Origin of the sequence: Glycocaulis sp. (genome assembly GCF_051859565.1) — a bacterium.
GTDB lineage: Bacteria > Pseudomonadota > Alphaproteobacteria > Caulobacterales > Maricaulaceae > Glycocaulis.
On sequence record NZ_JBHYFK010000003.1, the window covers coordinates 71,028 to 84,688 of the forward strand.

The 13,661-nt window shown below is 63.2% G+C and carries 17 protein-coding genes and 1 tRNA gene; 12 read left to right on the plus strand and 6 right to left on the minus strand.

What is annotated here, in order from left to right; genetic code table 11:
* Window positions 1-36: 36 nt before the first annotated feature.
* From ACTIGC_RS05245 to ACTIGC_RS05280, 8 genes are all read left to right on the plus strand, one after another.
* On the plus strand, window positions 37-1,017 hold the full coding sequence (locus ACTIGC_RS05245; protein ID WP_439633416.1) for a heme o synthase: 981 nt from the start codon (window positions 37-39) through the stop codon (window positions 1,015-1,017).
* 6 nt (window positions 1,018-1,023) lie between these two features.
* The gene (locus ACTIGC_RS05250; protein WP_170175458.1) at window positions 1,024-1,188 is read left to right on the plus strand and encodes a hypothetical protein; all 165 of its coding nucleotides are present in this window, start codon (window positions 1,024-1,026) and stop codon (window positions 1,186-1,188) included.
* Between the two features lie 7 nt (window positions 1,189-1,195).
* Window positions 1,196-1,780 carry a cytochrome c oxidase assembly protein gene (locus ACTIGC_RS05255; protein ID WP_439633417.1) on the plus strand — a complete coding sequence of 195 codons (585 nt, stop codon included), beginning with the start codon at window positions 1,196-1,198 and terminating at the stop codon, window positions 1,778-1,780.
* 115 nt (window positions 1,781-1,895) lie between these two features.
* Window positions 1,896-2,774, plus strand: a complete 879-nt coding sequence (locus ACTIGC_RS05260) for a cytochrome c oxidase subunit 3 (protein WP_439633418.1) — start codon at window positions 1,896-1,898, stop codon at window positions 2,772-2,774.
* A 73-nt stretch (window positions 2,775-2,847) separates the two neighbouring features.
* Window positions 2,848-3,150, plus strand: a complete 303-nt coding sequence (locus ACTIGC_RS05265; RefSeq protein WP_439633419.1) for a DUF983 domain-containing protein — start codon at window positions 2,848-2,850, stop codon at window positions 3,148-3,150.
* Window positions 3,151-3,190: 40 nt separating this feature from the next.
* The gene (locus ACTIGC_RS05270) at window positions 3,191-3,874 is read left to right on the plus strand and encodes an SURF1 family protein (protein WP_439633420.1); all 684 of its coding nucleotides are present in this window, start codon (window positions 3,191-3,193) and stop codon (window positions 3,872-3,874) included.
* A 41-nt stretch (window positions 3,875-3,915) separates the two neighbouring features.
* Window positions 3,916-4,494 (plus strand): GNAT family N-acetyltransferase, encoded by a 579-nt coding sequence (locus ACTIGC_RS05275; RefSeq protein WP_127565905.1) that lies wholly within the window; start codon window positions 3,916-3,918, stop codon window positions 4,492-4,494.
* Between the two features lie 17 nt (window positions 4,495-4,511).
* Window positions 4,512-5,648: an EAL domain-containing protein gene (locus tag ACTIGC_RS05280; RefSeq protein WP_439633421.1), complete on the plus strand. Its 1,137-nt coding sequence runs from the start codon at window positions 4,512-4,514 to the stop codon at window positions 5,646-5,648.
* Here ACTIGC_RS05280 and ACTIGC_RS05285 read toward each other — a convergent pair.
* Entirely contained in the window at window positions 5,634-6,215 is a 582-nt protein-coding gene (locus tag ACTIGC_RS05285) for a YqgE/AlgH family protein (protein WP_439633422.1), read from the minus strand. The genes ACTIGC_RS05280 and ACTIGC_RS05285 overlap by 15 nt on opposite strands.
* A gap of 141 nt (window positions 6,216-6,356) precedes the next feature.
* Here ACTIGC_RS05285 and ACTIGC_RS05290 point away from each other — a divergent pair, with 141 nt between their 5' ends.
* A complete protein-coding gene (locus ACTIGC_RS05290; protein WP_439633423.1) occupies window positions 6,357-6,839 on the plus strand; it encodes a peroxiredoxin in 483 nt (160 codons plus the stop codon).
* A 9-nt stretch (window positions 6,840-6,848) separates the two neighbouring features.
* On the opposite strand, the gene radC is transcribed toward ACTIGC_RS05290, so the two are convergent.
* From radC to ACTIGC_RS05315, 5 genes are all read right to left on the minus strand, one after another.
* Window positions 6,849-7,532 (minus strand): RadC family protein, encoded by a 684-nt coding sequence (radC, locus tag ACTIGC_RS05295; RefSeq protein WP_439633424.1) that lies wholly within the window; start codon window positions 7,530-7,532, stop codon window positions 6,849-6,851.
* 6 nt (window positions 7,533-7,538) lie between these two features.
* On the minus strand, window positions 7,539-8,348 hold the full coding sequence (gene map / locus ACTIGC_RS05300) for a type I methionyl aminopeptidase (protein WP_439633655.1): 810 nt from the start codon (window positions 8,346-8,348) through the stop codon (window positions 7,539-7,541).
* 116 nt (window positions 8,349-8,464) lie between these two features.
* Window positions 8,465-9,391, minus strand: a complete 927-nt coding sequence (locus ACTIGC_RS05305; RefSeq protein WP_439633425.1) for a peptidase — start codon at window positions 9,389-9,391, stop codon at window positions 8,465-8,467.
* A gap of 175 nt (window positions 9,392-9,566) precedes the next feature.
* On the minus strand, window positions 9,567-11,186 hold the full coding sequence (locus ACTIGC_RS05310; RefSeq protein WP_439633426.1) for a M28 family metallopeptidase: 1,620 nt from the start codon (window positions 11,184-11,186) through the stop codon (window positions 9,567-9,569).
* Window positions 11,187-11,310: 124 nt separating this feature from the next.
* A complete protein-coding gene (locus ACTIGC_RS05315) occupies window positions 11,311-11,820 on the minus strand; it encodes an acyl-CoA thioesterase (protein WP_439633427.1) in 510 nt (169 codons plus the stop codon).
* Between the two features lie 109 nt (window positions 11,821-11,929).
* Here ACTIGC_RS05315 and ACTIGC_RS05320 point away from each other — a divergent pair, with 109 nt between their 5' ends.
* The 3 genes from ACTIGC_RS05320 (at window position 11,930) to ACTIGC_RS05330 (ending at window position 13,507) form a co-directional block, all read left to right on the plus strand.
* Window positions 11,930-12,682 (plus strand): competence/damage-inducible protein A, encoded by a 753-nt coding sequence (locus ACTIGC_RS05320; protein ID WP_439633428.1) that lies wholly within the window; start codon window positions 11,930-11,932, stop codon window positions 12,680-12,682.
* A 90-nt stretch (window positions 12,683-12,772) separates the two neighbouring features.
* On the plus strand, window positions 12,773-13,399 hold the full coding sequence (locus ACTIGC_RS05325) for an ATP-dependent Clp protease proteolytic subunit (RefSeq protein ID WP_439633656.1): 627 nt from the start codon (window positions 12,773-12,775) through the stop codon (window positions 13,397-13,399).
* 19 nt (window positions 13,400-13,418) lie between these two features.
* A tRNA-Leu gene (locus ACTIGC_RS05330) sits at window positions 13,419-13,507 on the plus strand.
* The last annotated feature ends 154 nt before the right edge of the window (window positions 13,508-13,661 follow it).

The following is a 13,661-nucleotide window of genomic DNA, read 5'->3' on the forward strand; positions in this document are numbered from 1 at the left end:
GCGGATCGCTGAACCAGCTAAGGTCAGGCACGTAACGTGACTGAAAAATCGGCTGACACCATCACGGGCGGGGCTGCAAGCGCAGCCTCGCCCGCTGACTATATCGCGCTGATGAAGCCGCGCGTGATGACGCTTGTCGTCTTCACCGGCTTTGCCGGGCTTGTCGCCGCGCCCGCGTCCATGGACGTGTTCGCGGCCGCCATTGCCATGCTGGCCCTCGCGCTGGGAGCAGGGGCCGCCGGCGCCTTCAACATGGCCTATGACGGCGATATTGACGCTGTGATGCGCCGCACGCGCCTGCGCCCTGTCGCACGCGGCATCGTGCCAAAGGCCGAGGCCTATACGTTTGGCGGCGTGTTCACGCTGGCTTCCGTCACGCTCATGGCGCTGACGGCGAACTATGTTGCCGCCGGGCTGCTGGCCTTTTCGATCTTCTTCTACGCGCTGGTCTACACAGTTTGGCTGAAGCGCTCGACACCGCAGAATATCGTCATTGGCGGGGCCGCAGGTGCGTTTCCGCCCATGATTGGCTGGGCCGCGGCAACGGGCAGTGTCAGCCTTGATTCGGTCATCCTCTTTGCCATCATCTTTTTGTGGACGCCGCCCCATTCCTGGGCGCTTGCGCTTTACAAGTCGGGCGATTACGCGGCGGCGAACATTCCGATGATGCCGGTGGCCAGAGGCGCCGCCTCCACTCGCCGCCAGATCATGCTCTATGCCCTTGCCTATGTGGCTGTCAGCGCCGCGCCGCTTGCCACGGGGCTTGGCGGCGTCATCTACGCGGGTGCAGCGCTGCTGGGCGGTGCGCTATTCCTTTTCCTGTCCTGGCGCGTGCTGAACTCGCGTGCGGGCGAGGCGGGCACCGACGAGGACGGGCTTTACGAGGTGCGCGCCGGAGACCGGGCTGCGCGCGATCTGTTTGCCTTTTCTATTGCCCATCTGGCGCTGTTGTTTGCGGCCCTGATCGCCGAGCACGGCGCGGGACTTCATTTCGCCTTCGCGCGCTTCTGGAGCTAGAGTGAGATGAGTGACGAGACCCCTGAAACGCCCCGCAGGCTGACGCCGGAAGAAGAAAAAGCGCGCAAGCGTCGCAATGTCGCGATTTTCTGGAGCCTGATCGGGTTTATAGTATTGATCTTCCTTGTGACGCTGCAGCGTCTGACCAGCAATATCGCCGCCGGAGGTTAGATCCGACATGAAACTGCCTGTGCTGTCAGGAAACGTGAAAGTCCTCGCCATCTGCCTCGGCCTCGCGCTGGGCATGGTAGGCATGGGCTATGCGGCCGTGCCGCTTTACGACCTGTTCTGCCGGGTAACGGGTTATGGCGGCACCACGCAGACCGCGCAGTATGATCCGGACCAGATCCTCGACCGCACGGTGCGTGTGCGCTTTGACGCCAGCCGCGCGCGAGGCTTCCCCTGGGAGTTCGAGCCGCTGCAGCGCGACATGACCGTGCAGGTGGGCGAAACGGCTCTGGCCTTCTACCGGGTGACCAACCCCACCGACCGGCCTGTGACGGGTATTGCCACCTACAATGTGACACCCTTCAAGATGGGGCCGTATTTTGCCAAGCTGGAATGCTTCTGCTTTACCGAGCAGACGCTGGGGCCGGGCGAGAGCATGGAGATGCCGGTGGTGTTCTTTATCGATCCGCTGATGGATGAAGAACGGCGCATGGATGACGTGCAGACGGTAACCCTGTCATACACATTCTTCGAGGCCAGCGATTCGCGGGCCCGTAACCTTGCCGGACGTGCCCCGGACAATACCGGGCGCTAGATCGGAATAGTTTGCCTTGGCGGGCTGAAAACCAGCGCGCCACCTTATTGATCAGGGGGATGGGGGCCGCTATAGCTGCGGTTCAGATTGCCCGAATGAAGAGCAGGAGAGGCCGATGGCTGGCGGCGCTGTCAAACATGACTACCACCTCGTTGATCCGAGCCCGTGGCCGTTCGTCGGCTCGCTGGCCGCGTTCATCCTGGCCATAGGCCTTGTCATCTTCATGGCCGGGCTTTCCACCAATGAGGAAAGCTGGGCCTACTTCCTCCTGCGCGAAGGCTCCCCCTGGGTGCTCGTGCTTGGTAGCCTTGGCATCATCTACACGATGATCGGCTGGTGGGGTGATGTGATCAAGGAATCGCTTCGCGGCGACCACACACCGGTTGTGGACCTTGGCCTGCGCTACGGCATGATCCTGTTCATCGTCTCTGAAGTGATGTTCTTTGCCGGCTGGTTCTGGATGTTCTTCGAGGCCGCCATCTTCCATGATGTGCGCGCTGGCCTAAGCTGGGATGGCGCCCCCATTGGCGCGGACTATTCGGGCTGGGAAACCTGGCCGCCGCCGGGTGTGGAGACATTCGATCCCTTCCACCTGCCGCTGATCAACACGCTGATCCTGCTCCTGTCGGGCACCACGGTCACCTGGGCGCACCACGCGATGCAACATGGCGACCGCAATGGCGCCAAGTGGGGCCTGATCTGCACCGTGGCGCTGGGCGCGTTGTTCACCGTCGTGCAGGCCTATGAGTACACCCATGCCCATTTCGAATTTGGCGGCAATCTCTATGGTGCCACCTTCTTCATGGCGACGGGTTTCCACGGCGCGCACGTCATCATCGGGACGATCTTCCTGGCGGTGTGCCTGCTCAGGCTGCTGGCCGGGCACTTCACCCCGCAGAAGCATTTCGGCCTCGAGGCGGCTGCCTGGTACTGGCACTTCGTCGACGTGGTCTGGCTGTTCCTGTTCGCCTTCGTCTACGTGATCTTCCAGTAGACGCATCATGAACACTCCCCACCCCGTCATCGCAGGGATCAGCGGCCGCTGCCCCCGATGCGGGGAGGGGAGATTGTTCTCCGGCTTCCTGAAATTCGCCGATACATGCGAATCCTGCGGGCTGGACATATCTGCCGAAGACGCCGGTGACGGCCCGGCTGTTTTCATCATCCTGATTGCCGGCTTTATCGTGGTGCCGCTCGCACTGGCTCTGGAGCTTGCCCTGGAGCCGCCGCTCTGGCTGCACACCGTAATGTGGCTGCCGCTTTCGGTGGCACTGTGTGTCGCATTGCTGCGCCCTTTCCGGGGTGTGATGTTTACCTTGCAATGGCACCATTCGGCGCGCGAAGCGCGTCTGGACGAGGACGCTGGCTGACGCCGCTCCGGAAGGACCGCTTCCCATGCACTTCCGCCCCATGCCCATCCTGACTGTGCTGACGCTCGCCGCGCTCGCCTTCCTGCTTGTGCTGGGTGGGTGGCAGAGCCAGCGCATGGCGTGGAAAGAGGCCGAGCTGGAGCGGTGGGAGGAGGCGAGCGCCAATCCCGCGCGTGACCTTCACGAGGCGCTGTGCGTGGACGTTCCCTTTGAGGGGCGCAGCGTCGGCTTCCTGCCGGAGGAACGCGCCGGCAATGTACGCGTTTATGGCCGTTCGCTGGAGGACAACCGGGCTGGCTGGCGGATATTCGTGCCGGTGGATGCGCCTGCCTGTCTGGATGCGCCCTACGTGCTCGCGGAAGCCGCCTTCCAGCCCCTGGCAGAGGCGGCTGCGCCGGTCAGGATGATATCGCGCTGGCGTATCGAAACACCGCTCCAGGCGGGTGCCTTCACGCCCCCGGCTGATCCGGCCGAGCGCACATTCTACGCCTTTGACGCATCGGGTATGGCGCAGGCGCTGGGGCTCCAGGACGGGGCGATTGCGCCGGGCTGGTGGCTGGCCGAGGATACGGGCGAGCCTCCCGCCTATCTCACGGCGACGCCGCCGGAGCGGCATTTCGCCTATGCTGTGACGTGGTTTGGCATGGCGATCGCGCTTCTGGGCGTTTATCTGGTGTTTCATGCTGCGCGCGGACGGCTCTCATTCACCGGGCGGAAAGAGTGAGTGTGCCAATCTGTACGGCCCTGTGATGTGGAGGCTCTTCCTTGGCGTTGTGGCGTGATGAAATCCCTGAGACAACGCTGGCAGGCGAGGGCATCCGCCTGCGCCATCCCGGTCCGGACGACTATGAGGCGTGGGCGAAGCTGAGAAGCGCCAGCCGCGCCCTTACCGAGCCGTGGGAGCCTGCCTGGAGCGAAGACGAACTGACGCGCACGGCCTACAAGCGCCGCCTGCGCCGCTACCAGCAGGATGTCGAGACAGGCCAGGGCTATCCCTTCTTCATTTTCCGGGCTTCGGACAATGTTCTGGTCGGTGCCTGTAATCTCAACAATGTACGCCGGGGCGTGCTGCAGGCTGCCGATATCGGTTACTGGGTCGGCTCGCCCTATGTGCGCCGGGGGCATGCGCGCGCGGCGGTGCGCCGTGTGGTGACGTTCGCCTTCGCCCAGCTCAACCTCAATCGGATCGAGGCGGCGACACGTCCCGAAAACGAGGCCTCGCGCTCGCTGCTGATGAGCGTCGGCTTCAGCCCGGAGGGCTATGCCCGCAAATACCTGAAGATCAATGGCGAATGGCGTGATCATCTCAAGTTCGCCATCGTTCGCGGAGACCTGCTGCGTTGAGTGAAGGCGGCGAAGACATGCTGGCCAAAGCCGCAGAGGCGGCTGGCGCGCTTGCAATCGAGCTGGATCTGGAAAGCGGCAAGGCCCGCTTTTCCGGCGCCGCGCAAGCTTTTGGTCTGACCTGCGATGGTGTGGGCGACTTTCTCGACTGTGTGGCGCCCTCGGACCGTAAGACGCTGGCCGGTCAGGGAGAAGGGCCTGTCGATCTGCGCCTGCGTCTGGCTCCGCCGGGCGGAGAGGTGCGCTATGTCCGGCTGCTGGGCCACCGCAAGGGCGATGGTGTAACCGCACTCCTGCTGCCGGCCGGTACTGGCCCCGGCACTACGCTTTCCACACTTGATGCCGAAGCGGCGCTGACCGCTGGACTGGAGGCTCATGAGATCATCGCCCATTACCAGCCCATTATCGCGCTGGACGGCGAGTATCTGGCCGGGTTCGAGGCGCTAGCGCGCTGGCACAGGCCGGGCCTTGGCGTCATGGGGCCGGATGATTTTCTCTTCCTCGCCGACCGGCTGGGCCTGATGGGGCAGGTGGGCGATCAGGTGCGTGGCAGCGCAGCAGATAATCTTGCACGCTGGTTCAGTGACGCCCCGGCGGCGCCGGACATCTACGTCTCGGCCAATGCCAGCGTCGGCGAGCTCTTCTCTGACGGGTTTGTCGAAACCCTTGCAGCGGCGCTGGAAAGCGCAAAGGTGCCGCGCGGGCGCTACCGTCTGGAGATCACCGAAACCGAGATCATGCGTGATCCGGACCGCGCAGCAGAGCTTCTCCATGCGGTAAAGGCCTCGGGCGTGAAGCTGGTGCTCGATGACTTTGGCACGGGCTATTCCTCGCTCTCCCGGCTCGACCGTTTCCCCTTCGACGTCATCAAGATTGACCAGTATTTCGTTCGTTCGATGCTCGCGGATGCGTCGGCGCGCGCGATCACGGCCTCTGTAGTGAAGCTCGCGCGCAATCTGGGCATGACCATCATAGCCGAGGGCGTGGAAACTGCCGAAATGGCCGATCTGGTTGCCGAGATGGGGTGCGATTTCGCGCAAGGCTTCCACTATGCGGGCGCTTTGGACCCGCAGGCGGCGGGACTGGCGGTGCGGCAGGGACTCTCTGGCCGTTTCGCCCCGCCCCGGCCCCTCAGGCGTTCAGGCGTGGCCTGACGCGCCAGTCAGGTGCTCCGGGTTGACGCCTATCTTGCGCAGCGCTGCCGCCCATTTGGCTTCGTGGCTTTCACCAAAAACAAGGTCTTCGTCGGCCTCGGCAATCAGCCATGCATTGGCAGCAATCTCTTCTTCGAGCTGGCCTGCCTCCCAACCCGCATAGCCCAGCGCCATCGTCGAGCGGCGGGGCGGGGAGGGCGAAGCCATAGCCTCAAGCACATCATTGGTGGCCGTCAGGGCGAGGCCTGCGCTGATTTTCAGCGTGGCTGGCTCATGCTCGAAATCGTCTGAATGCAGGACGAAGCCACGATCACGGTCCACCGGCCCGCCATCGAGCACAGCCCGGTCCGCCACCTCAATCTCGCTTTTCACGCCCAGCTGTTCAAACAGGGTCGGCAGGCGCAGGCGCATGGGCTTGTTGACGATAATCCCCATCGCGTGGTCATCGCCATGCGCGCACATGAAGACAATCGAACGGTCAAAGCGCGGATCGCCTATCAGCGGACTGGCGATCAGTATCTTGCCCTTCAGGTAGGGCCCATCAAACGTTTTCCGGTCAAGGTCCATACAGCCAGCATCGGGCCAAAACGGGGAGCTTGTCCAGACAATCCGGCGAACAGCTACGTCCCCGGCCTTGCGGGCTGTGGCGCAGCGCACTAGCTAGCAGGCAGATTCCATCGTTCAAAAAAGCCCCTGAGGAGAGCCCTAATGACCATCAAGTCCGGCGACCGCCTTCCCGATGCAACTTTCATGACAATGGGTGCTGATGGCCCCATGCCGGTTACCACGCAGGATCTCTGCCAGGGCAAGACCGTGGCGCTGTTTGCCGTGCCGGGCGCCTACACGCCCACCTGCTCGGCCAAACACCTGCCGGGCTTCGTTGAGAAGGCGAGTGAGCTGAAAGCCAAGGGCGTCGATACGATCGCCTGCACCTCGGTTAATGATGTGTTCGTGATGAACGCGTGGGGGCAGGATCAGAATGCGGGCGAGGGCGTGCTGATGCTGGCAGATGGCAATGGCGACTTTGCCAAGGCCGTCGGCCTCACCATGGATGGTTCCAAGTTCGGCATGGGCACGCGCTCGCAGCGCTACGCCATGATCATCAAGGACGGCGTGGTGTCAGGCCTGTTCGTGGAAGAGCCCGGCGACTTCAAGGTCTCCAGCGCAGACTACGTTCTCGAGCAGCTGTAGGGTTTTCCCCTACATCAGGCCCAATTGCTTGAAGCTGGCCACCTTGTCGCGTCCGACGACAAGGTGGTCATGCACCACAATCGAAAGCGGGCGTCCGATCTCGATGACCTGACGGGTCATGTCGATGTCGGCGTGTGACGGCGTCGGATCCCCGCTGGGGTGGTTGTGCACGAGAATGATCGCGCTGGCATCAAGGGCGATGGCGCGTTTGATGATTTCACGCGGATATACCGGCGCATGGTCCACCGTGCCGCGCGCCTGAAACTCGTCAGCCAGCAGCCGGTTCTTCTTGTCGAGAAACAGCACCCGGAACTCTTCGGTCGAGGCGTTCTGCAGGGCGGTACGCACATAGTCCAGCAGCGCTGACCATGAGGAGATAACGGCGCGTCCGCTTACCTGTTCGCGGGCGATACGCGTCGCGACTTCCTGAAACAGGTTCAGCTCCAGTGCCACTTTCTCCGAGACGCCCTTGATCTCCGTCAGCTGGTCAGGGCGCGCCGCACAGACCCGCCCGATATCGCCGAACCGTGCCAGCAGCGCCTTGGCCAGAGGTTTCACATCGCGCTGCGGAATGGCCCGGAACAGGATCAGTTCAAGGATTTCGTAGTCGGCCAGCCCCTTGCCGCCGGCTTCGGCAAAGCGCGCGCGCAGGCGGTCGCGATGGCCGTGATAATGGGGCTTGTCCGCCTCCATCCGGCGCTATTTCCAGGGCGGGCAGTGATAGCCGCCGGGTGAGCTGGTGAAAATCTCGACGCCGGTTTCGGTTACGCCCACAGAGTGCTCGAACTGGGCCGACAGAGACTTGTCGCGGGTCACCGCAGTCCATCCGTCCGCCAGCACTTTCACGTGTGGTTTGCCGTCATTGAGCATCGGCTCGATGGTGAAGATCATGCCGGGCTTAAGCACCGCGCCCGTACCCCGGTCGCCGAAATGCAGCACGTTGGGCGCATCGTGGAAAAGCTGGCCGATACCGTGTCCGCAAAAATCGCGCACCACGCTGCAGCGCTGGCTCTCGGCGTATTCCTGGATGGCCGCGCCGATATCACCAAACGTATTGCCGGGCTTAACCTCGGCAATGCCACGCATCAGCGCTTCATATGTCACCTCGATAAGGCGCTCGGCCTTGCGGCGCACTTCGCCCACAGTGAACATGCGGCTGGTATCGCCGTGCCAGCCATCGACAATGCAGGTCACGTCGATATTGAGAATGTCGCCCTCTTTAAGGGGCTTGTCATTGGGAATGCCGTGACAGACCACATGATTGATTGAGGTGCACGAGGACTTTGAGTAGCCCTTGTAAAAAAGGGTCGCCGGCACCGCGCCGTGCTTGATGAAGTTGCGCCGCACGATGTCGTCGATGGCCTGCGTGGTGACGCCGGGTTTCACGACATCCACCAGAAGGTCGAGCGTTGCCGCTGCCAGCTGGCCCGCCTTTCGCATGCCTGCGAACGCTTCGGGCCCGTGCTGGCGGATATGCCCGTCGCGGACCAGTTCCACATCGTCAATCATGTCGGTATCGTTCACAAAGACCTGCCTGCTTGCCTGTTGATGTCCTCATATAGCGCCGCCCGGAGCGTTAGGAAACGCCCCGGGCGGTCAAAGGTTCGGTGAAATAGCCTTGCGGCTTATTCGCTGTAGAGTTCGGAAATCACCAGCACTGCCTCGCGCAAGGACTGGCTGCCCCAGGTGCCGACCCAGATGTCATACTGGCCGGCCATCGGGCTGTCCCAGCGGATGGACGGGTTGGTGCCGACCCCGCCATCATCATTGCAGTACCAGCCGCCATCAGGGCCGTTGATGACGAGCGTAGTGTCCGCGCTTGATGCTACCGAGATAATGAGCGGCAGGCTGCCCGGCTGGAAGTTCAGGCGGACATCCGGTGCCTCGGCGATATAGCCGACGCAATTGCCGCCAATGCTGTCATTGGCGCGGATCGGCCCGCCCGATTGCAGGCGCACCCGGTACGGGTCCGGCGTAAAGCCGCCGCGCAGCGAGATGGTCTCGTAGGTGGGGCGAAGCGACCAGTCCGGCCCGGACGGATCGCCGCCATAGCTGCCGCCGCCACTGCTGACCGTGCTGGCGGTGACCGAGCTCAGCTCGGACAGGAAGAGCAGGGCATCATGGTTCGATGCGCTGCCATAGGTGCCCACCCAGATGTCATAGCGTCCGCTCATGGGCGAACCGAAATGCAGCAGCGGGTTCAGGCCCTCGCCGCCATCATCATCGCAATACCAGTTGCCGTCGGGCCCGTTGACGACCAGCGTCGTATCGCGGCCGGACGACACACCGATGCGGAAGGGCAGGACTGAGCCGGCTGAATAATTCACCGAAAAATCCGGCGCATTGGACACATAGCCCCGGCAGCTGCCGCCGATGGTCCGGCTGACATCAATCGAGCCGCCAGACTGGAGCGGAATGACATACGGATCCGGGCTGAAGCCCGCGCGCAAGGATGTGTCGCCGTAATTGGGCTGCAGCGTGTAGTCCTGCGCCATGGCCACCGCGCCCGGCAATGCCAGTGCCAGAGCCGAATATAGAATTGCCATTCTCATAATGGTGTCTCCCCACCTGTTCCGGTCAGGCAGGTCTGCCCGCAGCCCCCTGACGCCCGAATGTTCATATCAAGGCAGAGTCTATCTGGACCGGAGATGAACAGCTTCACAAGAGAAACCACCCGGATGACAGAAATTGTCACCCGGGCGGCGTGCTGAAGGTTGCTGAAAGTGTTCAGTTCGCGAAGAAGCTGTCGTCGTTCCAGCGCGGGGTTTCGCTGGCATTGGCGACCGCGCTGATGATCTCGTAATTGATCAGCGCAAATTTCGCACCCTGATCAAAGCGCAAGGGCTGCGACAGGTCATCGCCCGGCGCGTGGTAATTGCCACCCAGGAAGCGCAGGAAGGCCTGACCTTCATCGTCTTCCGGATCGGGCGAGGAAAAGCCGGTCATCAGGAACACAGACGGTACGCCTTCACGTACGAAGTTATAGTGGTCGGAACGCACGAACAGGGACTGATCGGGAATCGGATCGGGAGACAGCGTCACCCCTGCGCGCGCCACCGCTTCGGACGCTACCGGCCCCAGCGAGGAGTGCTCCGCTCCGAACGCGATCACGTCGTTGAACTCATAGAGCATGACCGGCATGTCCAGATTGATATTGGCGACCATGCGGCCCATGGCCGGGGTCGGGTTGGCGGCCACATGGGCCGAGCCGAGCAATCCCTTTTCTTCGGCGGTTAGCGCGATGAACACCACGGTACGTGCCGGGCGCGGTCCCTGAACCAGCGCGCGCGCCGATTCCAGCATCGCGGCGGTGCCGGACGCATTATCCAGCGCGCCATTGCAGATGGAGTTGTCTGCCATGGGCTGGCAGATGCCGATATGATCGAGGTGGGCCGTGACCACGACAGTCTCTGCCGACAGCGCCGGGTCGGAGCCGGGCAGCACGCCGATCACGTTGGCACTGGCAACCGGCTCGCGGGTGGTGGCCTGGGCCAAGCCGACAGGGGTGTTGAGGGCGAAACTATCCAGCGGCTCACCGGCCTGGGCAGCTTCCACAATCTGGCTGAAGTCGCGGCCTGATACGGCAAACAGGCGCTCGGCCCCTGCGGTGCCCACGACGGCGCTGACCTCGATCGAGGCCGGGGAGGCGGCTGCCGCGACGGTCATGGACGGGCGCGGATTGGCCGCCATGGCCGCAAGGCGCGAGAAGGGAAAACGCGTCAGTCCGTCGGCCATGATGACGATGACGCCGCTGGCGCCGCGCGCCGCGGCGAACTCGGCCTTGGTGCGGTTGTTGGAAAGATGCGCTGACACGTCGCTGGGCAGGCCACCCGGCGCGCCGGCCAGCACGACAACGATCCGTCCCTCCACATCAATGCCGTCATAGCTGTCGAGGCCCAGCCCCGGCGCGACAATACCGTATCCGGCAAACACCGCCTCGGCGGTAATGGCGCTTTCATCGCGGGTAGCGTGGGCGCCGATGATGAAGTCCGTGCCGTGTTCCAGTGCCTCGCCATCAATGGTCAGGCGGGCTGCGCTGGTGTCCGCCACCATGTTCTGCAATGGCACCGGCTCGTGATAGCTGCCGTCCGATGCGCCGGGCTCAAGGCCGAGAAGGCGGAAATGGCTTTCGACATAACGTGCGGCAATGTCATAGCCGCGTGTCCCCGTATCGCGGCCTTCAAGAAGGTCATCGGCCAGGAAGCGGATGTGCGCCTCGATGGCCGCGGGTGTGATGATGTCCGCCGCCGCCGCTTCGCGCTGCGAGGGAGGGGCCGTGCCGGTTGTAGCACAGGCAGACAGGAGCAGTGCGGCGCTGGCGGCCGCGGCGAGATAGTGCCGGATCATGTTTCAAAGTCCCCGATTATGGCGCCAGGCGCCCTCTGGCCGAAGCCCTATCGTCTGGAACGGGCAGGCTCAATCACGCAGCCCAGAACATGGCCAAACTTTCATCTTTGGAAGGATGGCCGCGTCATTCGTCCAACACCCATAGTGCGGACCGCAGATGCGCGGCGCGTACCGCATCGGAAAGTTGCGCGTCAGGGACATGATAATGCCGGGCGAAATCGCGCGTCATGCGCGCAGGCTTGCCAGTTGAAAGTTGGAAGGAGACCAGCCAGGTGCGGGCCCGGAATACGGTCTCGCCGGTATCGCGCTTGCGGAACTGGTACCAGCGCTCGGCGCGCAGCCGGCCATCGCTCAGCGCTATCCATACCGCGCAACTGAGCACATCGCCGGCACGGCAATGCCCGGAGTAATCTGCCAGCGTGCGGATAACGGCCATACCCCGGTCGGCATCGCGGCATCCCTGCCGGGTAAGACCATCTGCTTCCCAGTGCGCCCAGGCCGTTTCGTCGGCCCAGCGCAGATAGGCGGCATTGTTGGCGTGGCCGAAATCATCGATCTCAGTCTCGTCAACGCGCCGGTTTCGCACGAAGGGCAGGGGCAGATCCCATCCTTTGTCGGTGGGCGCTATCGGCATGGCGCTGTCCTCATCGCGTGTTGAAACCGGCTGTCCGCCGTTGCGCGGCGGGTTATGTCATGGACCATGATCACGTCAACGCACAGCACGGCCAAAAGGATGAACGCAAATGGATGAACGAGCCGTCAAGGCAGCCGTGCTGGTGATCGGTGACGAAGTGCTGTCCGGCCGGACGCAGGATGTGAATATCCGCCAGATCGCCGAATTCTTGAGCCCCCTTGGCATAACGCTGGGGGAGGCGCGCGTGGTCAGCGATCTTGAGGCCGACATCGTGGAGGCGCTGAACGCGTTGCGGGCCCGCTGGGATTATGTGTTTACAACCGGCGGCATCGGCCCGACCCATGACGACATTACCGCCGATGCGGTTGCGGCCGCTTTCGGGCGGCATATTGATGTGCGCGAGGACGCTCTGGCCATCCTGCATGAATGGTATGCTAAATCCGGCACGCAGCTCACATCCGCCCGCCTGCGCATGGCCCGCATTCCCGATGGCGCATCACTGATCGCCAATCCGGTCACCGGCGCGCCCGGCTTCCAGGTCGAAAATGTGTTTGTGCTGGCCGGCGTGCCCAAGATCGCGCGCGGCATGCTGGAAGACATCGCGCACAGGCTGGAAGGCGGGGCGGTGACGCAATCGCTCAGCATCCGCCTGGAAGGCGTGCGCGAAGGCGACATCGCCGAAATTCTGGGCCAGGCCGCGAAGGACTTCCCCGCCATCTCCATCGGTTCCTACCCCTGGTTTCAGGAACGCGAGGGCGGCGAGCTGTCGCGCGGTGTGGCCGTGGTGCTGCGCTCTGCAGACGGTGAGACGCTCGCAAGGGCAGAGCAGACACTCAAATCACAGCTGCCTGCGCAGTCCTGACCGGCACTCGCCGCTTGCCCCGTCTGGCGGGCATGCCTAACTTGACGGGCAACACACGAGGCATTCCCGCGAGACAGGATATTTTCCATGATGGCTGACGGCTTCCGCGCGCACCCGATCCGCAATGACGACGATGACGATGCTCCTGAAAAAGGCGCCGCGCCGGCGGGTGAGGATTTTGTCGGCAAGGCATTGTTTGAAAGCCGCACTATCCTCATCACCGGCGGTATCAACGACAAGGTGGCCCGTTCGGTCTGCGCGCAACTCTTCGCGCTGGCAGCCAAGAGCGATGATCCGATCTTGATGGTGGTCTCCTCGCCGGGCGGCCACGTCGAGTCCGGTGACATGATCCACGACACGATGAAGTTCATCAAACCGCGCGTGATCGCTCTGGGTTCGGGCTGGGTGGCGTCTGCAGGCGCACTGATCTTCGTCGGGGCCGAGAAGCAGGATCGCTACTGCCTGCCCAATACGCGCTTCCTCATTCACCAGCCTTCGGGCGGTGCGGGCGGCGCGGCCAGTGATATCGAGATACAGGTGCGGGAAATGCGCATGATGCGTGACCGTCTGAACCGCATCTTCGCGGAAGCCACGGGCCAGCCGCTCGAGCGCATCGAGAAGGATACCGATCGCGATTTCTGGCTGACGGCGAAAGACGCCATCGAATATGGCCTGTGCCACAAGATCGTGACGCGTCAGGACGAGATCAAGCGCTAGGCGTATCAGGCGCACATCAGCGGGCGTGGCGGAACTGGTAGACGCACCGGACTTAAAATCCGTTGGAGGGCAACCTCCGTGCCGGTTCGATTCCGGCCGCCCGCACCACTATCCTTGTCCTTCTTCACTCCGTTCAGCCGGTGCGGGCAAAAGTGCCCGGCGGCCGGTCGGCCTTGCGGACGGCAAAGCGCCGTCCGAAGAGCGCGAACGCGCGCCCGCGGCTGCCTGTGCCAGCACAGGCGGGTATTCGCGGAACATCGCA